The sequence below is a fragment of the Jeotgalibaca ciconiae genome, assembly GCF_003955755.1.
GTDB classification, from domain to species: Bacteria; Bacillota; Bacilli; order Lactobacillales; family Aerococcaceae; genus Jeotgalibaca; species Jeotgalibaca ciconiae.
Genome location: NZ_CP034465.1, coordinates 2,660,602 through 2,685,742, shown reverse-complemented (window position 1 = coordinate 2,685,742; position 25,141 = coordinate 2,660,602). Strand labels below are relative to the sequence as shown.

The window sequence follows — 25,141 nt, the reverse complement described above, 5'->3', positions numbered from 1 at the left end:
CTTACTCACTAATCAAATGCAGCTTGATACCGCTGGAATCTTTCATTTTAAGGACGCCATCATCTTCTTGATAAGCGATTTGATTCTTATCCAACTTCGCTCTGAAGCTGGATAATTCCTCTTCAGAAGGAAGAACCCACTCATAATATGCTATTCCCAATTGATCTTCTTCTAGTGCTGGTAATGATTTCCCGGCCCATGTATTTGTCCCGACTTGGTGATGATAGTCGCCAAACGCAAAGAACTTTGCTTGTCCAAAATAATCCGATTTTAATCCTAGCCCGATAATCTCAGTGTAAAATACACCAGCATCTTCTAAATTATTTACAGTCAAATGCACATGCCCCATAATCGTTCCCACCGGCAATCCTGTGAAGGCTTTTTTAACGGAAGCCAGAACGCCTTCAGCATCCATCTGAATTGTAACCCCTTCCACCCTTCCGTCTTCACGAACATCCCATTCAGACTTAGGTTTATCTGCATACACTTCAATACCATTTCCTTCTGGGTCATTGAAATAAATAGCTTCACTATATCCATGATCACTTGCTCCGCCTAATGGATACTTTTTAACTAATAAATGATATAAAAACTCTCCCAAGTCACTTCTTGTTGGCAATAATAGTGCATGATGGTATAAACCAACCGTCATTTTTTTATCTGCCGCAGGAGTAATCTGAATCAATTCAATTAATTCTTCTTTTGAATCTTTTACTCCTAAAGTGACAGATGAATCAGTTTTTGTTAATACCGCCATCCCCATAATCTCTTGATAGAATTCGCTCATTTCAGTTAAATCTTGTACTTTTAAAGCTACTTTGCCAATTTTCCAATTTCTAGTCGACATTTTATTATCACCTTTATTTTTCTATAAGTAATCTTTCTTTTTGAGCCAAAAAACCGTCAGAATCCCAATAATAATAGAAGCAAATACTAATAAAGCAAATGCAAATAAGTTTTTTTCAAATGGTAAGCTTACGTTCATTCCCCAATACGAGCCAATAATGGTCGGGATTGTCATTACAATCGTTAAAGATGTCAGAAACTTCATAATATTATTCAAATTATTTGAAATTACGCTAGAAAAGACTTCACTTAAATGAGAAATCATTTCATCTGATTCTCTCCTCATTACTCTTGCCTGGTTTGATAAGATACGGATATCGTGCAGAAGTTCATTATTCAGTTTTTCTGTCACTCCTTGTTGTTTCTTATAAACCTGGTCGATAATCTCGTGATTTTTCGTAATCCCTGTTTCGAAATAAACCAGTGTTTTATTAATTGAAATCATCTTGTAAAATGCTTCATTTTTAGTACTATTCACAAGGTTTTGCTCCATGTTTTCAATAACATCATCAATTCTTGTAATTGCTTTAACATATTCATTTGTAAGCTGCCATAAAATTTGTAAAAGAAATAAAGATTCTTCCGATTGATTATTTTGATTAATCGTTCTTTCTAAAAAAGGAAGTTCCTTTGGATATACCATAATCATTTTTCCATTCAGAATAATGATGGATAATGGTAATGTCTGATATTCCAATCGGTCTGCTTCATCGATTTTAACAAGCGGATAAAGGAAGAGCAATAACTGAATGAGTTCATGATTATCTGTCTCATAATTTTCTTTTCGTGGAACCATATAGCGATTTAACCCATCTGTTATAAAATCTAGCGGGATATCATATTGGTTGTGTAAATAGTCGATTTCTTCTTGTGATGGGTCTTCGCACAACACTAATTCTGCTTCCTCTATAGAATCAGTCGATACGTATGCTTGGTTCTCCAAACGAAAAGCTTTCATAACTTTCACTCCAAATCATAAGAAATTGTAGGTATTTGAAACGTTTCTAGCGTATAAGACATCTCTGTTAGTGGATCATCTGTCCACCAGTACCTGCCGCTGCCTAAACAATTACAATAGTATTGAATACCATTTTCTTTTAGGCTCTTACGGAAATGGACATGCCCCATGACACTATGGGTAATAGGATATTCCTTATAGAGAGTCATGTAACTTTTGCTTCCTAAGAAAGCATTGTAATAGTCGTAAATTCTGTGTGGCAGAGGTACGGTAAATTGCGGATGAGTAACTACATGGGTCATCAAAATCGCATTTCGATTTCCAATTAATTGTAAGTCTTCTTTAATTTGATCCAACATTCGTGATGCAACGTTTCGATCAGATTCATTCCAATGGACATATAACCGATCGTTCCAACCACCCACTTTTAATTTTTTTTGTTCAAATTCTTCTATCGTGTACTTACCACTTGCAAATCCATAATCATACCATCCAGGATTTCCTACTACTGCTATATCGTCATTTATAAAAAATGGTTTTCCTACCGGTGAATCTTCTCTGTCACAAAATATTTGATAAATTTTTTCTGTATCCGTTTCTTTGTTTTTAATAGACCAAAAATCATGGTTTCCTGGTACAAAAAGTAAATCACCCACATTATGTTGTTTCATTTTATCAAGAAAAACAATCGATTCTCGATAATCCGAAGCGATGTCTCCTGCTAGTAACAGCAAATCAACTTCGTTGTTATACAAAAGTTGCGCTAATAAAACATCGTAGGAGTCTCCCCTTTTTAATTTCTTTTGGTTACTATCTATATGTAAATCAGATATTACACCAATTTTCATGTTTTTACACCTCACAAACTGTGCTCAAAAAGAGTATATCACATACTTCGAAATAGAGATATTAAAAAAGAAAGATATTTTCGAAATGTTTTTTACTTAAAAACCACCATACAAAACAAATTGTATAGTGGTTTTACAGGAATTATTTTGCGTAAGCCTCTGTCAGCTGAGGAACAACTTGCTTTTTACGGGAAACTACTCCTGGTAAAAAGGCTGTTTCGTTTTCTAATCTTACTTCAAAAGCAGCCTCCGCTTTTGAAACGCCGTCTCCAACTGCAACAATCGTTGAATCACTGTCGATGATATTTGTCACTAATAAAACAAACAAATCATAATTTTCAGCAGCATTTGAAGCTGTCATAAGAGAAATTAATTCTTCCTGACGCTTTAATACATCTTGAAAATCAACCGTATTTACTTGTGCAACACGTACCGTCTTATTCCCCATTGGGAAAGATTTTGCATCTAAATCAAGTAATTCTTCGCTAGATATGTCATCTAAATTTGTCCCTGCTTTTAACATAGCTAAACCATACTCATTTGGATCAACATCAGCTATTTTTGCTAGTGCTTTTGCTACTACTACATCTTCATCGGTACAAGTGGGCGATTTGAATAATAGTGTATCTGAAATAATGGCAGATAACATCAAGCCAGCTAATTCTGCAGGAATTTCAATTCCTTTTTCTTTAAACATCTTATAAATCACTGTATTTGTACATCCCACTGGCTCTGCACGGTAATAAACAGGATTTGCAGTATGGAAGTTATCAATCCGATGATGATCAATCACGTATTGTACTTCAAGGCTTGAAATATCAGAAACACTTTGTTGGAATTCATTGTGATCCACAAGAGCAACAGCTTTTACTTCATTAGAAGCTGTTTTAATTACACGAGGTGCTTCTGTATGAAAGTGATTCAATGCGTAAGCTGTCTCATCACTTAATTCTCCTAAAGCGACTGCTTCTGCTTCGACTCCTATTTGGTTTAAATAATAAGCAAACGAGATTGCCGAAGTAATTGCATCTGTATCTGGATTTTGATGACCGAATACTAATAATTTTTCCATTATATTTTGTCCCTCTTTCATTTCTTATCTTTTTCCATAATAATCAAAAAAAAGGAAAAGGGCAACGGTTAACTCCCTTTTCCTTTAAGTTTAATTTGCTTGTAGATATCCTTTATACTCATTACACCTTAATAGCTTGCGAGCATTTTCTACTCTTTCTTGTGTTGGAGGATCTATTCCTTCCAGCTTATAAGGGATTCCTAAGGCTTCATATTTATAAACACCCATTTTATGATAGGGAAGAATTTCCACTTTATGAACATTATCAAGAGTAGCGATATAATCACCTAATCTTTTTAAATACTCATCGTAATCAGTTCTCTCTGGAATCAAGACATGTCTAATCCATACGGGTTTGCCAATTTTCGATAAGTATTGTGTCATGTCGATAATACTTTCGTTCCGCCACATGGTCAGTTCTTTATGCTTTTGGCTGTCAATATGTTTAATATCCATGAGCAGTAGATCGGTAACTTTCATTAATTCCTCAAATCGATTGAAAAATGGCTCATCATATGTAAATGGTTGGCCGCAGGTATCAATGGTTGTATTAATTCCTTCTGCCTTTGCTTTTTGAAAAAGCTCAATAATAAAATCTATTTGCAGTAATGGTTCTCCACCACTAATAGTAATACCGCCTTTTTCGCCCCAAAACTCTTGATATTGCTTCGCCATGTCAAGGACTTCATCCGTTGTCATTTCTATCCCGCCACCCATATTCCAGGTGTCCGGATTGTGGCAGAATTCGCAACGCATTCGACAACCTTGCATGAAAACAATGAAACGAATACCAGGTCCATCAACAGATCCAAAGCTTTCAGTTGAGTGTACAAACCCTTTAAGTGCACTAGTCATTGTAATAACTCCTTCTTTGTACTCTTTCTTTCCCATCAAAAAGAGAGATAAGGGGATCTCTCCCTTTGATGGAAAACGGATGAATAAATCATTCATCCGTTTCCTTTTTTTACATGCTTTCGTGCATTGTACGATTGATAACGTCTAATTGTTGTTCACGTGTTAATTTAATGAAGTTAACTGCATAACCAGACACACGGATCGTTAACTGTGGATAGTTTTCTGGATGATCCATAGCATCTAGCAAAGTATCGCGGTTAAAGACGTTAACGTTTAAGTGGTGACCGCCTTTGCGAGCATATCCGTCAAGCATACTTGCTAAGTTTTCTTCTTGAACTTCCCCTTCGCGTCCCAATGCCTTTGGAACGATTGAGAAAGTATTTGAAATTCCATCTAAAGAGTATTTATAAGGAATTTTTGCTACTGAAGAAAGACTCGCTAATGCGCCATGAGTATCTCTTCCGTGCAATGGATTTGCTCCAGGAGCAAATGGCACAAGTGCTTTACGTCCATCAGGTGTGGAACCAGTGCTTTTACCGTATACAACGTTAGAAGTAATAGTAAGGATGGAAGTCGTGTGTTTTGAATCACGGTATGTTTTATGTTTTTGAACTTTACCCATAAAGTCTTTTAATAACCAAACTCCAATGTCATCCGCACGATCATCGTTGTTTCCATATTTTGGATAGTCTCCTTCAATTTCGAAATCGACCGCGATACCATCTTCATCACGAATTACTTTTACTTTTGAGTGTTTAATTGCTGATAAGGAGTCAATTGCTACAGAGAAACCAGCAATTCCGGTTGCCATTGTACGCATAACGTGCGTATCATGTAGAGCCATTTCGAGATTTTCGTAACTATACTTATCGTGCATATAGTGGATTACATTCAATGTATTAATGTATAGACCTGCTACCCATTCATTCATTAAATCATATTTTTCCATAACTTCATCAAAATCCAAGTATTCAGAAGTAATTGGTTGATATTTTGGTCCAACTTGCTTTTTAGTAACTTCATCCACACCACCATTAATTGCATATAATAGTGTTTTAGCTAAGTTTGCACGAGCTCCAAAGAATTGCATTTGTTTACCAATGCGCATTGCAGATACACAACAAGCAATTCCGTAATCATCGCCCCACTCCAAGCGCATTACATCATCATTCTCATACTGGATGGAACTTGTCTCGATAGAAATGTGTGCACAGAACTTCTTGAATGCTTCCGGTAATTTTGTCGACCATAAGACAGTCAAGTTTGGTTCAGGTGCTGTTCCCATGTTCTTTAATGTTTGTAAGAAACGGAAACTGTTTTTTGTAACCAATGTACGGCCGTCTTCTCCCATGCCCCCAATTGATTCGGTTACCCAAGTAGGGTCTCCTGAGAACAATTCGTTGTAATCTGGCGTACGGGCAAATTTAACTAAACGAAGTTTCATAACAAAGTGGTCAACAATTTCTTGTGCTTCCACTTCTGTTAATGTGCCATTTTTAAGATCACGTTCGATATAAATATCCAAGAATGTAGATACACGCCCAAGTGACATAGCCGCTCCATTTTGTTGTTTAACCGCTGCTAGATAGCCCAGGTATAACCATTGGAATGCTTCTTGTGCAGTAGTTGCGGGTTTTGAAATATCGAATCCATAAATATTTCCTAGTTCTTTCAATTCTTTCAATGCTCGATATTGGTCGCTCATTTCTTCACGTAAACGAATAATATCCTCAGACATTGTTCCGTTACCAATTACTGCATAATCTTTTAATTTTTGTTCCATTAAATAATCTACACCGTATAAGGCTACGCGACGATAATCTCCGATGATTCTTCCACGTCCATATGCATCAGGCAATCCTGTGATAACTTTGTTTGATCTAGCTGCACGCATTTCAGGTGTATATGCATCAAAAACCCCTTGATTATGTGTTTTTCTGTAATCGCGGAATATTTTTGATACTTCAGCGTCAATTTCGTAACCATATGACCCTGCAGACTGTTCACTCATGCGGATGCCGCCGAATGGTTGTAAGGAACGTTTAAAAGGTTTTTCTGTTTGGAAACCAACAATTTTTTCTTTGTCTTTATCTAAGTATCCCGGACCATGAGAAGTGATGGTAGATACAACTTTTGTATCCATATCCAATACTCCGCCTGCTTCTCGCTCTTGTTTTGTCAAATCCATTACTTGTGCCCAAAGTTCATTTGTAGTAGCTGTAGGACCTTCCAAAAATTCTGCACTGCCTTCATAAGGTGCATAGTTTTGTTGGATAAAATCTCGCACATCAACTTCTGTTTTCCAAGTCTTTCCTTTAAAGCCTTGCCATTGTTCCATGAATAAAGCCTCCCATTTAACTCTTATTGTGATTTATGTAACACACTTTATGAATTCATTATAACACGTTAAAATGATTGTGCAATACTTTTCAATCAGATTCTTTAAAATAAATATTTATTTTAAAGAAATACCTAAAATCCTTTATTCAATAAGCTTCTTGAGCTTTTAAAATTTTCCTCGAATTAAAAATTAATTCACTTTTATTTCGAAAAAATGGAAACAAAAAAGCAAACTGTATTATACAACAGTTTGCTTCTGTACTAATTCGTGTTTTTTAATCTTCTAATTGTGAAAGAGAGTATATTTTCTTAATCGAATAGATCATTCCTTCATCTTTCTCAACTAAAACAGAGGAACCATTCGTATATCTTGCACTGAATGGGACATTCTTGCTGTATAGTTCTTTTGTCTGACCTCTTGTGGTTCGAATGCGATATAAAGTATTTGCTTCGGTGTCTGCATCCATATAAATAATTCTATGAGGATTTGTTTTTAATTCCTTGATTAACATTAGCCCACGTTTTGCTCTTCCCAATCTTGGAATTTCACTCGTTCTAAATCGCTTGGCATTTCCTCGTTGAGTCATAATTAAAATTGGATATTTCTCATCATCCATTTCAAATATTGCAGCTCCCACTACATAATCATCTACTTTTAAGTTAATCGCCTTAACACCGCTTGTACGAATTCCCGTTACAGATATTTCGTCTAGTAAATAGCGTAAACTAAAGCCACCATTTGTTATAAGTAATACTTCGTATTCTTTTTTAGCTGCATCAATAAAATGGATATTGGTGACGAAATCTGTTTCCGTCTTTAAACGAATTGCTGTACTTTTTTTCCTTTTGTAACCTCTAAACGTTTGATATTCGGATAATAACGACCGTTTAATCATGCCCTCTTTGGTGACAAAAATAACGGATTGGCTCTCAGACAATTCTTCCTCATGTTTGATAATTTTTGCAACAAGAATTTCTTCATTATTCGCAAAAGGAATACTCTGAGATAAATGATGTCCCATATCCTTCCATTTTAATTCCGGTAATTCGTAAATGGGGAAATGCATATAATCGCCTCTATTAGTAAAGATGGCAATGGCATCCAAAGTAGAAGCTTTCTCAATAAGCAACGGCTGATCGCCTTCTCGTAATCCTATATCAGTCAAATCGGTCGCTGCAAAAGAACGGAGATTGGTACGTTTATAATATCCTTCTCGTGTTAAGACAACGACAACTTCTTCTTCTGGAATTAACACTTCGGTCTCGATTTTTATCTCATCTATTTCTTCTTCAATTACTGATAGACGAGGGGTAGCATATTTCTTTTTGATTTCATTCAGTTCGTTTTTCATTACCAATAACAATGTCTTCTCGTTCTTTAAAATACTATTATAAGAGGCAACTAACTCGCTTAAATCCAGACGTTCATTTTGAAGAGCAACTATATCTGTATTGGTTAAACGATAAAGTTGTAAAGAAACAATTGCTTCAGCCTGAACTTCCGAAAAATCAAAAGTTTTCATTAAATTGTTTTTAGCATCTTTTTTATCATTACTATTTCGAATAAGTTGGATTACTTCATCTAAAATAGAAACTACTTTTATTAAAGCATCTACGATATGCAATCGTACTTCTGCTTTTTTTAAATTGTAGCGGGTTCTGCGAACAATCACTTCTTTTTGATGAGCGATATAGGCTTTTAATATATCTGATATACCAACTTGTTTGGGCATTCTTTCATCAATCGCAACCATGTTAAAGTTATAATTTACTTGTAAATCAGTATTTTTAAATAAGTAATTCAAAATACCTTCTGCATTCACGTCTTTTTTAAGTTCAACGACAATTTGCAATCCTGTACGGTCTGTCTCATCACGAACTTCTGCGATTCCTTCAAGTTTTCGGTTAATCCGAATCTCATCCATTTTCTTGACTAATTGTGCTTTATTCACTTCAAAAGGAATTTCGTTGATTACAATTTGCTGCTTGCCGCCGCGAAGGGATTCGATTACTGCTTTTGATCGAACAACTACTTTTCCCCTTCCTGTTTTATAAGCAGTTTTCAGTCCGTCAATTCCTTGTATAATCGCTCCAGTCGGAAAATCAGGTCCTTTCACAAATTTCATTAATTGATCTAAAGTCGCATTTGGATGTTCTATTAAATAGGTTGTTGCATCAATTATTTCTCCTAAATTATGAGGCGGAATATCGGTCGCATATCCTGCTGAGATACCTGTTGTCCCATTCACTAAGAGATTGGGATAACGCGCTGGTAGCACTAATGGCTCCTCATCGGTATCATCAAAATTCAACATAAAATCAACCGTTTCCTTATCGATGTCGCCAAGTAATTCACTCGATATCTTTGCCAGACGTGCTTCCGTATAACGCATAGCTGCAGCAGGATCTCCATCCATACTTCCGTTATTCCCATGCATTTCAATAAGGGGTTCACGCATCTTCCAGTCCTGACTCAAACGAACCATTGCTTCGTATACACTTGAATCGCCATGAGGATGATAATTCCCGATAACATTCCCAACCGTTTTAGCTGATTTACGAAATTGCTTTTCAGAAGTGTTCCCACTCACATACATTGCATACAAAATCCGTCTTTGAACTGGCTTTAAGCCATCTCGAATATCAGGAAGCGCACGATCTTGAATAATATATTTTGAATAACGACCGAAACGATCGCTCATCACGTCTTCCATCATTAATTCTTTAATTTCCTGTCTCTCTGCCAATCTTATTCACCACTTTCAATATCCAAAACAGTTTGCTCAAGCTCCTCTGTTGAAACACCAGAACCACTTGCTTCTTGCTTTTCTTCACGAACCTGTTTTTTTACTTGTTTCGTTCCATCCGTTGCTGACTGTTCGGTTTTGTCTTCTTCCAAAATACTTTTATCATCTTCCAGTGTGAATTGAACATGTCCTTCAATCCATTTCCGACGCGGCTCTACTTTATTCCCCATCAAAGTTGTCACTCTTCGCTCAACCTGTGCTTTATCATCAATGATTACACGAATAAGAGTGCGGCTATCAGGATTCATCGTTGTTTCCCATAGCTGGTCGGCATTCATTTCACCCAACCCTTTATAACGCTGAAGAATATAACCCTTACCAACAATCTTTATTTTGCTCTCTAATTCTTTTTCTGTCCATGCATACTCCACTACCTCTTTTTTTCCAGCTCCTTTTGATACTTTATATAAGGGCGGTTGCGCAAGATACACTTTCCCCGCTTCCAATAATGGCTTCATATAACGATAAAAGAAAGTTAATAGTAAAGTTTGGATATGAGCTCCGTCAGTATCCGCATCGGTCATGATGATGACTTTATCATAATTACTGTCATCCACATCGAAGTCCGGGCCAACACCTGCTCCGACCGTATGAATAATCGTACTAATTTCTTCATTTTTTAAAATGTCCTGCATATTTGCGCGCTCTGTATTAATTACCTTTCCACGAAGCGGTAAGATTGCCTGGAATTTCCGATCGCGACCTTGTTTAGCGGACCCGCCAGCGGAATCTCCTTCGACCAAGAATAATTCATTCTTTTTCGCATTTTTCCCTTGAGCAGGAGTCAATTTACCAGAGAGTAAAAGCTCTCCTTTTCTTTTCTTCCCGTTCCTTGAAAGTTCTCTCGCTTTTCTTGCAGCATCTCGAGCTTCTCGAGCTTTTAATGATTTCCTGACAAGCATTTGGGCAACTTCTCCATTTTCAATTAAGAAAAAATTTAAACGTTCATTGAGAAGATTATCAACAATGGGACGTGCCTGAGGAGTACCTAGTTTTTCTTTGGTCTGTCCTTCAAATTGAAGAACTTGCTCAGGTATACGCAAACTAAGAACAGCAGTTAGTCCTTCGCGGACATCGCTGCCTTCTAAATTTTTGTCTTTTTCTTTTAAGAGCCCCATTTTACGTGCATATTCATTAAAGGCCTTTGTCATTCCTGTTTTCGCACCTGTTTCGTGGGTACCCCCATCCTTGGTGCGAACATTATTTACAAAAGATAGAATCGTCTCGGAATAGCCATCATTGTATTGAAAAGCGAATTCAACCTCGATTCCTTCTACCATTCCACTAAAACTGGTAATTTCTGTCAACGTATCCTTTTCCTCATTTAAGTAGGCAACAAACTCACTGATTCCTTTTTCATAAAAGAAAACATCACTTTTGTCAGAGCGTTCATCTTTCAGTGTAATTTTAAGTCCTTTTAAGAGGAAGGCTGATTCTCTCATTCGTTCTGCCAAGATGTCATAAGATAATTGAGAAGTACCGAATATTTCTCTATCCGGTAAAAAATGAATAGCAGATCCGCTTGAGGGAGATGTAGTTTTTTTCTTTTTTAATTTTCCCGTTGGTTTTCCACCATTTTTAAAAGTTAGACTATACAGCGTCTTATCTCGAATAACTTCCACTTCTAAATACTCAGATAATGCATTCACAACGCTGGCCCCCACTCCATGCAGTCCTCCAGAGGTCTTGTAACCACCTTCTTGACCAAATTTACCTCCGGCATGTAACACTGTAAAGATGACTTGAATCGTTGGTATACCCGATTGATGCATTCCTGTGGGCATCCCTCGGCCGTTATCTCTTACAGTAATACTTTGATCTGCATGAATCATGACTTCTATTTCGTCTGCGAATCCTGATAATGCTTCGTCTACTGCATTATCGACAATTTCATATACCATGTGATGTAGTCCCCGGCTGTCCGTAGATCCAATATACATTCCCGGTCTTTTACGGACTGCTTCCAGTCCTTCTAATACTTGTATTGATTCATCATTGTACAAATTCTTTTTTACTTGTGTCATAGTTAAACTCCTTCATTCTAGCTACGGAATTCGAACATCCATTCTATTATAATACTTGAAATATTGGTGATTGTAAAAGGAAAATCAAATTATTATATCATTCAAAAGCTATTCTAACAGGGTTTTATAAAAAACTTAGTATGAAAAACCATGGAATAGTGGTAGAATAATGACGTATTATTTTTAATTCGTATATAGGAGTGAACCAAGTGATTTCACTAATTACCATCATAGCAGCATATTTATTAGGATCCATCCCTTCTGGTGTGTGGATTGGAAAACTATTTTACCATAAAGATATTCGTGAATTTGGCAGTGGTAACATGGGAACTACCAATACGTTCCGCGTGTTAGGCACAAAAGCGGGTATTATTGTACTCATCATGGATATTTTAAAAGGCTCTATCGCTACCTTACTGCCGATTTGGTTTGGTCTACCGATTCATCCTTTATTAACAGGTGTTGTCGCTTCTATTGGCCATACCCTTCCGATCTTTGCAAGTTTTCGGGGTGGAAAGGCAGTTGCTACCAGTGCCGGTATTATTCTAGCGTATAATCCTTTATTTTTTACTCTAGCGATTATCTGCTTCTTGATTTACCTATTCATTTCCAGCATGGTTAGTTTTGCAAGCATCGTTGCTTGTCTTACAGCCATTGTCATTTCTTTCTTTATGGGTGATGTCTGGTTGATTGTGGTAACTGTTTCCTTAACTTCGTATATCATCTATCGCCACCGTGCAAATATTCAACGGATCAAAGAAGGCACAGAAACTATGGTCCCGTTTGGATTAAGATATAACAAATCAAAAGGACCAAAATAAAAAAGATGCTTTCCAGCATCTTTTTTATTTTGGAGATAGATATATTAGGATAATTTTTCCTTTATCTCATTTAATAATCTCGGAGAGCTTACTTTAATATAGGTGCCTTTCATCCCCAACGATCTTGATTCCAGAATACGTGCGGATTCCAATTTTCTCAAAGCATTTACAATGATGGATCGAGTGATATTTTTCTTCGCCGCGATTTGAGATGCATTGATTCGAGTTTCCAATCCATCAATATTTTTAAATATCTCTGTAATTGCTTCCGTCTCACTAAAGGACAGCGACTGCAGAGCAATGGCAACAGCTGTTTCTGCTCGAGCAGCTTCTTCGGTCCTGACATTCATCAAATGAAGCATTTCCATTCCAATTACAGTAGCACTGTGCTCTGCCAAAATCAAATCACCACTATCAAAAGCATCTTTTAAGCGAGCAAAAATCAAACTACCTAAACGAGTTCCAGCAGCAAATATAGGGATGACCGTTGTCAAACCTGTTACAAATATATCTCGCGTTTCAATAGGAAAAGCGGTCATATTTGATTCAATGCCGATGTTAGCCGTTGTAAAAGTGAGCTTATTCAGATCAATGGCATAATTTTTAGGGAATTTTTTATCAATCAGCATCTGTTTAACTCGTTCATTGTTGATGTCAATCGCTTCACTAAATCCTAATAAGTTTCCCTCAACATCAATTAGATAAGCATTAGCTCCTAAAATTTTTGACAATTTTTCGGTCATCTCTAAGAAAGGTAAGTCATCGTGACCTTCGTCTGAAATGTTATTTGTAACAAAACCATCTTTTTGAAGCAAACGGTTAATTGTTCGTAACCTTTCTAATATTTCTTCCATATGCTCCCTCACAGTATATAACGTCTTAGATCTTGATCTTCGATAATATGTGCTAGTTTTTCATCAACGTAATCCGCAGTAATCGTAATTTGTTGTCCTGGCATGTCTGGTGATTCAAATAAAAGATCTTCTAATAGTTTTTCTAAAATGGTATGAAGTCTTCTCGCTCCAATATTATCTGTTTCGTTATTCATTTTAGTTGCATTTGCAGCGATGCGATCAATCGCCTCTTTTGTAAAGGTAATAACTACATCTTCGGTTTCCAATAATGCTTTGTATTGTTTTAATAAAGCGTTATTCGGTTCCGTTAAAATCCGCACAAAATCCTCTTCTGTTAAATCATCTAATTCAACACGAATCGGGAAACGGCCCTGCAATTCTGGTATCAAGTCACTTGGTTTAGACACGTGGAAAGCACCTGATGCAACAAAAAGAACATGATCCGTTTTTATGTTCCCATATTTTGTTGCAACTTGAGAACCTTCGACAATTGGAAGGATATCTCTTTGAACACCTTCTCTAGAAACCTGTCCGCCTTGGTCTGATTTTGATGTAATTTTGTCAATCTCATCAATAAAGATAATGCCGCTTTCTTCAGCTAATTTTAAAGCTTCCATTGAAACATCATTTTTATCAATCATTTTATCTGTTTCTTCATCCACACAAATTTTCAGTGCATCTTTTACTTTCATGGTTCGATTACTTTTCCGCTTTGGTGTCATTGACTCCAAAGCGGATTGAAGCATCATCATCTGTTCATTTCCACCCATTGCCCCTAAAGGACTGCCGCTTTTTTCTTCTACTTGAATCGTTACATCGCGATTATCTAAGATACCTTTACGAATTTGTTCAACGATCTCAGTTCTTGCAGTTGCGATTTCCGCAGTCACTTCTTCTGTTTCTTCTTCTGTTTCATCGCTCAATGGTGGCAGTCCAAATTGTTGGAACATATTTTGGAAGCTATTTGAATCAGTTGTTTTTTTCTTTTTAATTCCTGGTTTCAGTGCCTTGGCAATACGTTGCAACGCTTTTTCATACGCTTTACTGTATACATCGCTACGTTTTTCTTCTTCCACTAATGAAATGGCATTTTCTACCAAATCACGAACCATTGATTCGACATCTCGACCAACATAACCTACTTCAGTAAATTTCGTTGCTTCCACTTTAACAAAAGGAGCATTTACAAGATTCGCCAATCTGCGTGCAATTTCTGTTTTTCCTACACCAGTAGGGCCAATCATTAATATATTTTTTGGTGTTACCTCTTGTTGCATATCTTCAGCTAATAACATACGACGGTACCGATTACGCAATGCAACCGCTACTGATTTTTTCGCATCATTTTGTCCAATAATATAACGGTCTAGTTCTGTCAGCACCTGACGCGGTGTTAAGTTTGTTTTAGTTTTCAAAAGAATTCTCCCTTCTTACGCAAATTCATCAACAATAATGTTGTCATTTGTATAAACGCAAATTTCAGAAGCAATTTGCAAACTTTGTTGCGCCATTTCCTTGGCAGTCAATTCATTACTATTTCGTTTCAACGCGCGAGCAGCTGCCAAAGCAAAATTACCACCCGATCCAATCGTTAAAATGCCGTCATCGGGTTCAATTACTTCCCCGCTCCCTGAAACAAGGTACATTTCGTCTTTATTCATGACAATTAATAGAGCTTCCAGCTTTTGTAATGCACGGTCCCCTCGCCAAATTTTAGCTACTTCAATGGATGCGCGCAATAAATTTCCTTTATGTTGGTTTAATTTTTCTTCAAATTTGTCTTCAAGTGTAAAAGCATCTGCTACACCGCCAGCGAAGCCGACAATGACTTCATCGTTATAAATCCGACGAATTTTTTTAGCAGAACCTTTCATGATTACTTGTTCTCCCATTGTAACCTGGCCATCGCCAGCCATAGCAGACTTTCCATTGTGTTGTACGGCACATATTGTTGTCATTCTGTAAATCCCCTTTTTATAATCAGATTCAATAAAGCTGAATTCTCAATAATAGTATTATACAGCTATTTTTTCCTTTTGGCTCGTGGATGATACGCTCGATAATTCTTTTGTAAGACGTCTTTCGTGACATGGGTGTAGATTTGCGTGGAAGATAAGCTCGAATGGCCTAGCAGCTCCTGTACGGTCCGCATATCAGCTCCTCCATTCAACATATCAGTCGCAAATGTGTGGCGCATCATGTGTGGATGTAAGTTTCCGGTCATACCTGTTTTTTTCATAATAGTGTTTAAGATATGTTCCATTCCGCTTGTCGTCAATGGATCCCCTAAACGATTAACGAATAAAGTCGAGTGTGTTTTATGATATTTCATCATAATCGGTTCTCTTCCTTTTTGCAAATATTGCTCCATCGCCTCTAAGGCAAAGTGTCCAAAAGGAACATATCGTTCTTTATTCCCTTTTCCGATAATCAAAATTACACCGAGAGTGAAATCAATATCTTCTAAAGTGATATTACGGCATTCGCTAACTCGGATTCCTGTTGCATACAACAGTTCCAAGATTGCTATATTACGATAATCCAAAGGCTCGATTCCTTTTGCCGCTTCGAAAATTTTTTCTAGCTCTTCATCATACAGATACTTTGGCAAACGTAAGGAACGATTCTTAAAGGTAATGCTTGAGACAGGATTTTCCGTAATCATTTTTTCACGTAATAAATAACCATAAAACCCTCGAAGACTGGATAGAATACGTGAAATAGTGTTGCGGCTTAGCTCTTCTTCGTCTAAAAAACTCAAAAAGGTCCGGACATCAAAAAGACGGACTTCAACAAACGAGGCAGTCCCGCTTTCTTTTAAAAAAAGTTCGAATTTTTTCAAATCTTGCAAATACGCTTTTACTGTTTCTTCAGAATATCGTCGTTCAATCGATAAATAGTGAACAAAGCTTTCTAATAAATTTTGATTTGTTTTCAAAAAAACCCCTCCAGCAACTTACGTTTAAAATATCATAAGGCTGGAGAGAATTCAATTAGTCTCTATTAAGTTTAAGAGTTTATTTAATCTTGCCGTAGTTACTTTTGTACTTCTTCTTCATAATCACAATGACTACACTTTACTTGCATGCCGCCTCGTACTTTTTTCTGAACTAGGAAATGCTCGCATTTAGGGCAATCTCTACCGATCGGTTTATCCCAAGAGACAAATTCACATTCCGGATAACGGTCACATCCATAAAAAATACGTTTCTTTTTTGATTTTCTCTCGATTACTTCGCCTTTTTTGCAAAGCGGACAAGTAACGTTGATTTTTTTAACAATCGGTTTTGTATTTCGGCACTCAGGAAAGTTACTGCATGCATAGAATTTTCCAAATTTACCAATTTTGATAACCATAGGATGGCCACATAATTCACAATCAAAACCAGCTGGCTCGTCTTTTATTTCTATTTTTTCCATTTCTACTTCAGCTTTTCCAACTTCTTCACTGAACGGTTGGAAAAATTGGTCAATCACTTTTACCCATTCAATTTGTCCTTCTTCTACTCGGTCCAAGTCTTCTTCCATACCCGCTGTAAATGACACATCGACGATATCCGGGAAATACTCTTCGACGACATGATGAACAATGGTTCCTAATTCTGTTGGTTCGAAACGTTTAGCATTTAATTTTACATAATAACGTCTTTGAATAGTTTCGATCGTCGGTGAATAGGTAGAAGGTCTTCCCACGCCATTTTCTTCCAATGCACGAATAAGCGTCGCTTCAGAGTAGCGTGCTGGCGGTTGAGTAAAGTGTTGGTTAGGAATAATATCTTTAGAAAACACTTTATCGCCAACTTCAAGATCCGGCAACATATTATCTTTTTTCTTTGAATCAACATAAACCTTACGATAACCAGGAAACTTTTCCTTTGATCCATTTGCACGGAAAATAATATCTCCATTGGTCAAATCCACTCTCATTGTATCAAAAACAGCTGGAGTCATTTGACTTGCTACAAAGCGAGACCAAATGAGCTGATACAACTTAAATTGATCTTTTGACAAGTATTGTTCAATATCCTCGGGTTTACGTAAGACACTAGACGGTCGAATTGCCTCATGGGCATCTTGTGAAGAGCCACTTGCTTTATCATTACGTGGTTTGTTCCTTGCATATTCATTACCGTATTGATCAACAATAAATTCATGGGTCTCATTTACAGCACTCTCTGCTATACGTGTGGAGTCGGTACGCATATAAGTAATTAAACCTACAGAACCTTCTCTTCCAAGAGAAATCCCTTCATACAATTGTTGAGCGACCATCATTGTTTTTCGAGTACGAAAATTTAATTTATTTCCTGCCTCTTGCTGCAAACTGGATGTAGTAAAAGGGGCTGATGGGTTTCTTTTTTGTTGTTTTTTAACAACATCATCGACTAAAAATTCGTTATCTTTTAATTGTTCTAAAATTTCATTTGCTTCTGATTCATTATTTAAAACTAATTTTTTCTTATTTCTTCCATAGAAAGATGCTTCAAAAATACTTCTATCTTTTTGGAACGTTCCATCTAACGACCATGATTCAACTGGCTTAAAATTATTTATTTCTTCTTCACGTTTAATAATCAACTTTAAGGCTACAGATTGGACACGTCCTGCACTTAAACCTTTTTTCACTTTCTTCCATAATAAAGGAGAGATTGAATAACCAACTAAGCGATCTAAAATACGTCTTGCCTGTTGAGAATCTACTAAATCCATATTAATAGGACGTGGATTTTTAATTGCTTCTTTTACAGCTGTTTTTGTTACCTCATTATAAACTACACGGATATTATCTTCTGGATTAAGACCAAGTAAAAATGCCAAATGCCATGCAATTGCTTCCCCTTCTCTATCCGGGTCAGATGCAAGAAAGATTTTTTCAGCACTTTTAGCATATTTTTTTAGTTCTTTAATGATTGGTCCTTTTCCACGTATGGAAATATAATCAGGTTGATAATTATTTTCAGTATCAACGCCCATACGACTTTTCGGCAAATCACGGAGGTGCCCTTTGCTTGCAACCACCTTATAATTGCGTCCAAGATATTTTTCGATTGTTTTTGCTTTGGTTGGGGATTCTACAATCACCAAGTATTTATATGCCAAAGGAAAACCCCTTTCTTTCTTAGTTTATTCGATTTAAATCCATCGAACTAAAATCGTAAATCATCTTATGCTACTAAGTAGTGATTTGTCAAATTTAATTTTCGATAAATGAAAAAATATTTTCAAAATCCGGAAAGTTTTCTGTCTATTATCTTTATTTAGGCTTCACAACAACCACAACTCTCTCAGTTCATCAAAAATATCTTCTACATCTAATACTAATTTTGCTCCAGCCTGAATTAATTGATTGGTTCCTTTACTTCCAGAAGATAGAATACTGCCTGGAACAGCAAAGACTTCTCGATTTTCTTGAAGAGCAAGATTTGCTGTAATGAGACTTCCTGATCGTTCTTGTGCTTCAATGACTAATGTACCATGACTGAGACCAGCAATAATACGATTACGCATTGGAAAATGATATTTCGCAGGTGGCACTCCTAAGGGATATTCACTGATCAGCAATTGCTCTCTTCCAATTTTTTGTTGCAAATAAATATGATTCTTTGGGTAATGTTGATCAATTCCAGTCCCAATCACAGCAATGGTATCTCCACCAAGACGCATCGTTTGAGAATGGACTTGTTGGTCAATCCCGGCTGCTAATCCGCTAATCGTCGTTACATTTCTCTGGACTAATGGTGGCATTATTTTTGTTAAAACGCGTTCACCATATTCCGTTGATTTTCGGCTACCTACAATTCCGAGTCGACGTCTTTTAGTAAGCTTCCAGTTCCCTTGGTAGAATAGAACAGCTGGTGGTAAATAAGTTTCTTTTAACGAAAGAGGATAATCCTCATCAACAATCGTGCAAAAATGAATATCTGCTTCTTGATATTTTTTCATCAGATCCTCTCTGTTTTTTTCTTTATCGAAAATTGCTATCTTTTCTTTTAATTGCCGAATATTTGCTTCTTTTTTATAACATTTCTGAACCAAATAATCTCTTCCAATGATAAAGGCGAATCTGTAATCAGTTCATTTGCGATTGCAGACAATTGTTTTGAGTTAAATATATTCATAACTGCTAAACCAATCAATTTCTCTCTTATTTCTTTATTTTCCATATAAAAAAACTCCCTTCTCTATATAAATAGAGAAAAAGGAGTTGTTTCTGTTATTTTAATCAATCACTTGTTTGTCAGCTGAATAAAAACTAACGATTTTCTCTCACCATCGTTTTTATCGGTTCAAAGCTTTTACGGTGAATGGGAGTCGTTCCAAATTCTTTTAAGCCTTCTAAGTGGATTTTTGTACCGTAACCTGCGTTACTTTCGAATCCATAATGAGGATAAATCTCTGCATAATCTTTCATGAGGGTATCTCGATATACTTTGGCAACAATGCTGGCAGCTGCAATAGAGTAGGAATGAGCATCCCCTTTTATCAAGGATACCTGCTTAGTAGTTGTCTTTAATTTCATTGCATCGATTAGTAGAGCATCTGGCTGAATGGGAAGTGCGTGGATTGCTTTTTCCATTGCTACCTTTGTTGCTTCATAGATGTTAATGGAATCAATTAAATCATTTTCAACAATTCCAATCCCAACTTGAGCACATCCAAAAATTAGCTCGGATAACTCTTCACGAAGCGAAGCTGATAATTTTTTTGAATCATTGATCGGCAATGCGGGGATATCTTCTGGTAAGATGACTGCTGCGGCTACAATGGGTCCAGCTAAAGGACCCCTGCCCACTTCATCGACACCTGCAATAAATCGATAGCCTTCTTCCTTTAGTTGTCTTTCTGGAATCAGCATCGTTTTTTTATGTTCCTGCAATAATAGCTGTTTATCATAATTACTTTGCCATTTTTTTAAAGCAAGCTGGACGCCTTTGCGGGTGTCGTTTGCTAACTCTTCCAGCAAAGGATCGTCTATTTGATTAATCTTTGAAAGTTGCTTCTTCACATCACTTATCGTCGGTTTTTTTTCCATCAGTTAAACTCCTTTTCGTCACTTACAGGAGTATGAGGTATTTCATCTAAGGTAAATGTACCAAGTTTTCCATCACGAATATCAAAGATCAATTTTTCGCTGGCACGGTCATAATCGTCTCCAAAATTTAACTTTTTCGTCAACTCCATTAATAAATCCGGCAAGTTTTCTTCTGAAATATCTTCGTTTAGATGATAATATGACTGCAATCTGCCCGGGTAATTAGAAAGAAAGAATTTTAATGCGTATAAAGCTATGTCATCTTTGTGAAAAAGTGTATCCTTTATTGCGCCTGTCAAAGCTAAATGAATGCCCGTTTGAGGATCTTCAAATTTATGCCATAAAATTCCCGGTGTATCTAGCAGTTCAAATTCATTGCTAATTTTCAGCCATTGTTGCTGCTTCGTTACTCCTGGCTTATTTGCTGTTTTTGCGCGATTCTTCCTAATCATTTGATTAATGAAGGTCGATTTACCCACATTTGGTATCCCTAAAACCATTAAACGAGTAGCTCTTGGTTTCATGCCTTTCTCTTTCCACTTTGCTGCTTTGTCTGACATCATTCCCTGCAGTACTTTTTTGGTGTAATTGATATCTGTTTGGTTAAATACATTAATCGCGATAGCTTTTTGATTTTCAGTGTTCCTATTATAATATTGCAACCATTTCTCTGTCTTGTTTCGATCGGCTAAATCAGCTTTATTCAAAATAATTAATCTTGGCTTATTTCCTACAATCTCATCCATTAAAGGATTCGAACTTGATTCAGGTATACGAGCATCTACCAATTCAATAACGATATCTACCATTTTTCTGTTTTCAATTGCTTCTCTTTTCGCTTTGGCCATATGACCAGGGAACCATTGAATAACCATACTCTATTACCTCCTTATAACACATCAATGGGCCGGGAGTCCTCCCAGCCCAATGCACTCTTTATTCATTCTTCTCAAGAAAGCCAATTCTGTTTAATGGCCAAATTCGCAAACTTGTTGTTCCTTCTATCACTTCTTCTGGAACAAGCCCAAACATCCGACTATCTTTAGATACTTCACGATTGTCTCCTAACACAAGGTACATTCCTTCAGGAACCACGAGACTCTCGCTTCCAGGGACATCTAATAAGGTAAAGTCGGGAGTAAGCAGACTGTTTTCTTGATCTTCTTTTAATGTTTCTAAATATTTTTCCTCTACTACTTCACCGTCAATATACAACTCATCATCCTGATAAGAAATTTCATCTCCTGGTACACCAATGATTCGTTTGACATACTCTTCATTGTTTTCAGAACTTTCTGCGTCAGGAGCAGGAAAAACAACGACGTCAAAACGATCCAGTTGCCCCAGACGGTTAAGGATTAAGCGGTCTCCGTCTTGCAGCGTTGGGTACATAGAGGGTCCGACTACTTGAAATGGAAAGAATAAATACGCACGTATTAGCAGAAATAAAAGATAGGCAACAACCACTGAAAATAATATATTCAACAGTTCTTTAAAAAAACTATTACTAGCTTTGTTATTTTTCGATTGATTATCTTTCCATGACTCTTCTTGTTCTGTATTCATAATTAATAGCTCCTTTTCTCTCACTTCCTCTAAAAAGAATGCTAAGGAAGAATGGAAATCTCATTAAAAGGAAAAATAACAAATCTTACTTTTCCTTCAACGGCCATTTCAGAAACAAATCCAAACATTCTGCTATCCTTACTGCGTGGTCGATTATCTCCTAAAACGTAGTAACTTCCTTCTGGCACAACTTCAACGCCTGTCATTGAATCTAATGTAAAATCTGGCGTGTTGACTTGATTATTATTTTTACCTTTTACTAGAAAGGACTCTTCAATATGCTCTCCATTAATATAAAGTTGATCGTTTAAATAACTAAGCGACTCCCCCGGCAAGGCAATGACTCTTTTTACAAAGGCTTCTCCTTGTTCATCGTGAAACAAAATAATATCAAATCGTTCCAATTTTGTATAGGGTTCATAGACTATATAGCTATTTGGCTCTAATGTAGGAAACATGGATCTTCCTTCAATTTTAACAGGAATAAATAAGAAATAACGAATGAATAGAGCAATTCCTAACGCCATTAAAAATACTTTGCCGAGTTCGGTTAATTTTTTTGATTTTGAAGATTCAATTTCCATCTATTCATTCATGTCCCCTAATACTTCAATTGCTTTTTCTTTTTGAGTATCATTTTGAGCAATAACTTCTCTTAAACGTTCTACTAATCTTGCCCCAGTTTCTTCATTTAATTCTCCTGTAACCTCTAACTCTTGGCTCATTTGGAAATTTTGAATGGCTGTCATCGTTTCCTCATCAAAATATCCATCAGCTGTCACTTCAAATCCAACAGCTCCAAGCATTTTCTCTACATTTAATACAGCTTCGGAAACTTTTCCTAATCCATAGTCAGCTGTAAAATCAATGAGTGTTAAAAAGGCATATTCCGGTAATTCAACTTCATAATCTGGTGCGATACCTTTGTCATGGATCCAATTACCATTGGGAGTTAACCATTTTGCCACAGTTAATTTTAACTCATTATCTTCACTCAATGGATAAATCGATTGTACAGTACCTTTACCAAATGTAGTAGTTCCAACTAATGGAACTCCTGCTGCTTCTTGTAATACTCCTGCAAGGATTTCTGAAGCACTTGCGCTTCCTTCATCAATTAACATCACTGTTGGTTCAGTAATTTGGAATGAACCATATTCTTTGTCATTCGCTAGTATCGGTTGCGCTTTTGAACCTCGTTCTTCCGTCTGAACAAGTATTTCTCCGTCTTCTACAAACATGTTTGCAATTTTAATCGCTTGATCAAGCAGGCCGCCTGGATTTTGTCGGAAGTCGAATACAAATTTCTTTGCTCCTTCTTCTCTTAAATTCGTCACAGCTGTTACAATTTCATCATAAGTAGGGCGTGCAAAACTGAAAACACTGATAATTCCGACATCTGATTGATTCTCATCCATTTCATATGCAACCGTCTCAATCGGAATCGTGTCCCGGATGATATCTACTGTAAATGTCTGACTGCCTCTTTGAACTTCCAATTGGACAGGAGTTCCTTTTTCTCCACGAATCAAACTGACTGCTTCCGTAGTAGTCATGCCGCTTAACGAAGTTCCATCAGCACTTAGTACAATATCATTCGGAAGCAAACCAGCTTCTTCAGCTGGAGAGCCTTTAATAGGAGATACAATCACAATCTGGTCGTTCAAGCTCATGATTTCAGCACCGATCCCTTCGAAGGATGCTGATATCGTTTCATCTAACGAATCACTTTCATCAATATTTAAATACTGACTATAAGGGTCTTCAATGGCATTTACCATCCCTTGAAGGGCGCCTGACACAAGAGTTTCACCGTCAACCTCATCAATATAGTTCTCCATGATTAATTCATAAACTGCTTGTAGATTTTTAGAACCTTGAATACCCGATATGTTACTTACTTGACTACTTGTTAAGGGATAAAAAGGGCTTTCTTCCGATTCTTTATTATCTAAAAAGAACCAAGTTGTTCCGATTGCAATCAATGCAACTAAGAACATAGAAATAAAATAAACAGGAAGTTTAACCCCTCTTCTTCTTTTCTTTGTTTTATTAAAATCCTTCTGTTGACTATCTTTTTTCATATTGCAAGGGTCACCTCCAGTGATACTTTATTATAGTGATTATTCTAGCACGCTATCAAGCGCAACTAACATCATGTCGTCAAATGTTTTTTCTCTTTCTTCCGAAGTTGTTTCTTCTCCAGTCAAAATATGATCACTAATTGTTAAAATCGCTAATGTATTTACCTTATGTTGCGCACCAAGCATATAAAGACCAGCCGCTTCCATCTCAACAGCTAAAACACCGTAATCTGCTAATTTCTTTTTATCCAGCTCTTCATTATAGAAGCGGTCAGAAGAAAGGACATTTCCAACGTGAACCGTTAGATCTCTTTCCTTTGCAATGCCATAAGCAGTATGAAGCAAATCAAAGTTAGCAATGGGAGCAAAGTTCACTTGATTCTTAAATATATTTTGAACAACGCTCGAGTCTGTTGTAGCTCCTTGTGCCAAAACAATGTCCCTAATATGCACATCTTCTTGTATGGCTCCTGCAGATCCAACACGAATTAAATTCTTTACTCCGTATTCAGTTATTAACTCTGTCGCATAAATCATGATCGAAGGTAATCCCATTCCTGTTCCTTGAACAGAAACTCGTTTACCCTTATAAGTTCCTGTATACCCAAACATATTCCGTACTTCATTATATTGAACAACATCTTCCAAGTATGTCTCCGCAATATACTTTGCACGTAAAGGGTCTCCTGGTAATAAAACTGTTTCTGCAATTTCTCCTTGCTTAGCTGAAATATGTACACTCATGCTTCATTTTCCTCGCTTTTCATCGTTATTTTATTTGCTTGTTCTTTTCTTTCTTGAAATAACTGATACATCTCATCAAACGTATCCATATAACTAGCGTATTCTCCGCTTAATTCTAAATAATCTGCCAAGTCTGCGTAATTAGAATGGTCCCTGGGAAACCCATAGTCATCTTCCAATTGATTTGCAAAATCGGTCAAAACATCTTTTTTATAGGGATCACGAAAAGTCATCGCAAATTGAAAAAATTGTTGGTCCAAATCTTCCACCTCTTTTAGTCTTTCTACAT

At 36.6% G+C, this 25,141-nt stretch carries 23 protein-coding genes; 1 reads left to right on the top strand and 22 read right to left on the bottom strand.

Going from position 1 to position 25,141, the window contains the following annotated elements; all coding sequences use genetic code 11:
- Position 1: 1 nt before the first annotated feature.
- The 8 genes from EJN90_RS12425 to parE all read right to left on the bottom strand — a co-directional run bounded on the left by EJN90_RS12425 (position 2) and on the right by parE (position 11,750).
- Positions 2-847 (bottom strand): VOC family protein, encoded by an 846-nt coding sequence (locus EJN90_RS12425; protein ID WP_126111724.1) that lies wholly within the window; start codon positions 845-847, stop codon positions 2-4.
- A 21-nt stretch (positions 848-868) separates the two neighbouring features.
- On the bottom strand, positions 869-1,804 hold the full coding sequence (locus EJN90_RS12420; protein WP_126111722.1) for a magnesium transporter CorA family protein: 936 nt from the start codon (positions 1,802-1,804) through the stop codon (positions 869-871).
- A gap of 5 nt (positions 1,805-1,809) precedes the next feature.
- Positions 1,810-2,652, bottom strand: coding sequence for a metallophosphoesterase (locus EJN90_RS12415; protein ID WP_126111720.1), 843 nt, complete (start codon positions 2,650-2,652; stop codon positions 1,810-1,812).
- A gap of 142 nt (positions 2,653-2,794) precedes the next feature.
- Positions 2,795-3,724 carry a manganese-dependent inorganic pyrophosphatase gene (locus tag EJN90_RS12410; RefSeq protein WP_126111718.1) on the bottom strand — a complete coding sequence of 310 codons (930 nt, stop codon included), beginning with the start codon at positions 3,722-3,724 and terminating at the stop codon, positions 2,795-2,797.
- Between the two features lie 90 nt (positions 3,725-3,814).
- Positions 3,815-4,579: a pyruvate formate-lyase-activating protein gene (gene pflA / locus EJN90_RS12405; protein ID WP_126111716.1), complete on the bottom strand. Its 765-nt coding sequence runs from the start codon at positions 4,577-4,579 to the stop codon at positions 3,815-3,817.
- Positions 4,580-4,688: 109 nt separating this feature from the next.
- The gene (pflB, locus tag EJN90_RS12400; RefSeq protein WP_126111714.1) at positions 4,689-6,917 is read right to left on the bottom strand and encodes a formate C-acetyltransferase; all 2,229 of its coding nucleotides are present in this window, start codon (positions 6,915-6,917) and stop codon (positions 4,689-4,691) included.
- Positions 6,918-7,194: 277 nt separating this feature from the next.
- The gene (gene parC, locus EJN90_RS12395; protein WP_126111712.1) at positions 7,195-9,666 is read right to left on the bottom strand and encodes a DNA topoisomerase IV subunit A; all 2,472 of its coding nucleotides are present in this window, start codon (positions 9,664-9,666) and stop codon (positions 7,195-7,197) included.
- A gap of 2 nt (positions 9,667-9,668) precedes the next feature.
- Positions 9,669-11,750, bottom strand: coding sequence for a DNA topoisomerase IV subunit B (gene parE / locus EJN90_RS12390; protein ID WP_126111710.1), 2,082 nt, complete (start codon positions 11,748-11,750; stop codon positions 9,669-9,671).
- A 209-nt stretch (positions 11,751-11,959) separates the two neighbouring features.
- On the opposite strand from parE, the gene plsY reads away from it, so the two are divergent.
- Positions 11,960-12,571: a glycerol-3-phosphate 1-O-acyltransferase PlsY gene (gene plsY / locus EJN90_RS12385; RefSeq protein ID WP_164544087.1), complete on the top strand. Its 612-nt coding sequence runs from the start codon at positions 11,960-11,962 to the stop codon at positions 12,569-12,571.
- Positions 12,572-12,615: 44 nt separating this feature from the next.
- On the opposite strand, the gene codY is transcribed toward plsY, so the two are convergent.
- The 14 genes from codY to EJN90_RS12320 form a co-directional block, all read right to left on the bottom strand.
- Positions 12,616-13,425 carry a GTP-sensing pleiotropic transcriptional regulator CodY gene (gene codY, locus EJN90_RS12380; RefSeq protein ID WP_126111706.1) on the bottom strand — a complete coding sequence of 270 codons (810 nt, stop codon included), beginning with the start codon at positions 13,423-13,425 and terminating at the stop codon, positions 12,616-12,618.
- 8 nt (positions 13,426-13,433) lie between these two features.
- On the bottom strand, positions 13,434-14,840 hold the full coding sequence (hslU, locus tag EJN90_RS12375; RefSeq protein WP_126111704.1) for an ATP-dependent protease ATPase subunit HslU: 1,407 nt from the start codon (positions 14,838-14,840) through the stop codon (positions 13,434-13,436).
- A gap of 15 nt (positions 14,841-14,855) precedes the next feature.
- Positions 14,856-15,383, bottom strand: coding sequence for an HslVU peptidase proteolytic subunit (gene hslV / locus EJN90_RS12370; RefSeq protein ID WP_126111702.1), 528 nt, complete (start codon positions 15,381-15,383; stop codon positions 14,856-14,858).
- A gap of 65 nt (positions 15,384-15,448) precedes the next feature.
- Positions 15,449-16,363, bottom strand: a complete 915-nt coding sequence (gene xerC / locus EJN90_RS12365) for a tyrosine recombinase XerC (protein WP_126111700.1) — start codon at positions 16,361-16,363, stop codon at positions 15,449-15,451.
- A gap of 98 nt (positions 16,364-16,461) precedes the next feature.
- Positions 16,462-18,525 (bottom strand): type I DNA topoisomerase, encoded by a 2,064-nt coding sequence (gene topA, locus EJN90_RS12360; RefSeq protein ID WP_126111698.1) that lies wholly within the window; start codon positions 18,523-18,525, stop codon positions 16,462-16,464.
- A gap of 165 nt (positions 18,526-18,690) precedes the next feature.
- Complete coding sequence (gene dprA, locus EJN90_RS12355; protein ID WP_126111696.1) at positions 18,691-19,368, bottom strand: DNA-processing protein DprA; 678 nt, start codon at positions 19,366-19,368, stop codon at positions 18,691-18,693.
- A gap of 47 nt (positions 19,369-19,415) precedes the next feature.
- Positions 19,416-19,589 (bottom strand): hypothetical protein, encoded by a 174-nt coding sequence (locus tag EJN90_RS13925; protein ID WP_164544086.1) that lies wholly within the window; start codon positions 19,587-19,589, stop codon positions 19,416-19,418.
- Positions 19,590-19,678: 89 nt separating this feature from the next.
- Positions 19,679-20,458, bottom strand: a complete 780-nt coding sequence (locus EJN90_RS12350) for a ribonuclease HII (RefSeq protein WP_126111694.1) — start codon at positions 20,456-20,458, stop codon at positions 19,679-19,681.
- Positions 20,458-21,333: a ribosome biogenesis GTPase YlqF gene (ylqF, locus tag EJN90_RS12345; RefSeq protein WP_126111692.1), complete on the bottom strand. Its 876-nt coding sequence runs from the start codon at positions 21,331-21,333 to the stop codon at positions 20,458-20,460. Before ylqF ends, EJN90_RS12350 begins: the two co-directional genes overlap by 1 nt.
- 61 nt (positions 21,334-21,394) lie before the next feature.
- The gene (gene lepB / locus EJN90_RS12340; RefSeq protein WP_126111690.1) at positions 21,395-22,024 is read right to left on the bottom strand and encodes a signal peptidase I; all 630 of its coding nucleotides are present in this window, start codon (positions 22,022-22,024) and stop codon (positions 21,395-21,397) included.
- 41 nt (positions 22,025-22,065) lie between these two features.
- Positions 22,066-22,608 carry a signal peptidase I gene (gene lepB, locus EJN90_RS12335; protein ID WP_227872515.1) on the bottom strand — a complete coding sequence of 181 codons (543 nt, stop codon included), beginning with the start codon at positions 22,606-22,608 and terminating at the stop codon, positions 22,066-22,068.
- Positions 22,609-24,108: a S41 family peptidase gene (locus tag EJN90_RS12330; protein ID WP_126111688.1), complete on the bottom strand. Its 1,500-nt coding sequence runs from the start codon at positions 24,106-24,108 to the stop codon at positions 22,609-22,611.
- A gap of 39 nt (positions 24,109-24,147) precedes the next feature.
- Entirely contained in the window at positions 24,148-24,852 is a 705-nt protein-coding gene (deoD, locus tag EJN90_RS12325; RefSeq protein WP_126111686.1) for a purine-nucleoside phosphorylase, read from the bottom strand.
- Complete coding sequence (locus tag EJN90_RS12320; RefSeq protein ID WP_126111684.1) at positions 24,849-25,112, bottom strand: YozE family protein; 264 nt, start codon at positions 25,110-25,112, stop codon at positions 24,849-24,851. Before EJN90_RS12320 ends, deoD begins: the two co-directional genes overlap by 4 nt.
- Positions 25,113-25,141 lie beyond the last annotated feature (29 nt).

Bases quoted from the DNA above. Each gene is read 5' to 3' on its own strand.
- EJN90_RS12425 (WP_126111724.1), bottom strand. From the start codon at position 847: ATGTCGACTAGAAATTGGAAAATTGGCAAAGTAGCTTTAAAAGTACAA.
- EJN90_RS12420 (WP_126111722.1), bottom strand. From the start codon at position 1,804: ATGAAAGCTTTTCGTTTGGAGAACCAAGCATACGTATCGACTGATTCT.
- EJN90_RS12415 (WP_126111720.1), bottom strand. From the start codon at position 2,652: ATGAAAATTGGTGTAATATCTGATTTACATATAGATAGTAACCAAAAG.
- EJN90_RS12410 (WP_126111718.1), bottom strand. From the start codon at position 3,724: ATGGAAAAATTATTAGTATTCGGTCATCAAAATCCAGATACAGATGCA.
- pflA (WP_126111716.1), bottom strand. From the start codon at position 4,579: ATGACTAGTGCACTTAAAGGGTTTGTACACTCAACTGAAAGCTTTGGA.
- pflB (WP_126111714.1), bottom strand. From the start codon at position 6,917: ATGGAACAATGGCAAGGCTTTAAAGGAAAGACTTGGAAAACAGAAGTT.
- parE (WP_126111710.1), bottom strand. From the start codon at position 11,750: ATGACACAAGTAAAAAAGAATTTGTACAATGATGAATCAATACAAGTA.
- codY (WP_126111706.1), bottom strand. From the start codon at position 13,425: ATGGAAGAAATATTAGAAAGGTTACGAACAATTAACCGTTTGCTTCAA.
- hslV (WP_126111702.1), bottom strand. From the start codon at position 15,383: ATGACAACAATATGTGCCGTACAACACAATGGAAAGTCTGCTATGGCT.
- dprA (WP_126111696.1), bottom strand. From the start codon at position 19,368: ATGAAAAAATATCAAGAAGCAGATATTCATTTTTGCACGATTGTTGAT.
- EJN90_RS13925 (WP_164544086.1), bottom strand. From the start codon at position 19,589: ATGGAAAATAAAGAAATAAGAGAGAAATTGATTGGTTTAGCAGTTATG.
- EJN90_RS12350 (WP_126111694.1), bottom strand. From the start codon at position 20,458: ATGGAAAAAAAACCGACGATAAGTGATGTGAAGAAGCAACTTTCAAAG.
- ylqF (WP_126111692.1), bottom strand. From the start codon at position 21,333: ATGGTTATTCAATGGTTCCCTGGTCATATGGCCAAAGCGAAAAGAGAA.
- lepB (WP_126111690.1), bottom strand. From the start codon at position 22,024: ATGAATACAGAACAAGAAGAGTCATGGAAAGATAATCAATCGAAAAAT.
- lepB (WP_227872515.1), bottom strand. From the start codon at position 22,608: ATGGAAATTGAATCTTCAAAATCAAAAAAATTAACCGAACTCGGCAAA.
- EJN90_RS12330 (WP_126111688.1), bottom strand. From the start codon at position 24,108: ATGAAAAAAGATAGTCAACAGAAGGATTTTAATAAAACAAAGAAAAGA.
- deoD (WP_126111686.1), bottom strand. From the start codon at position 24,852: ATGAGTGTACATATTTCAGCTAAGCAAGGAGAAATTGCAGAAACAGTT.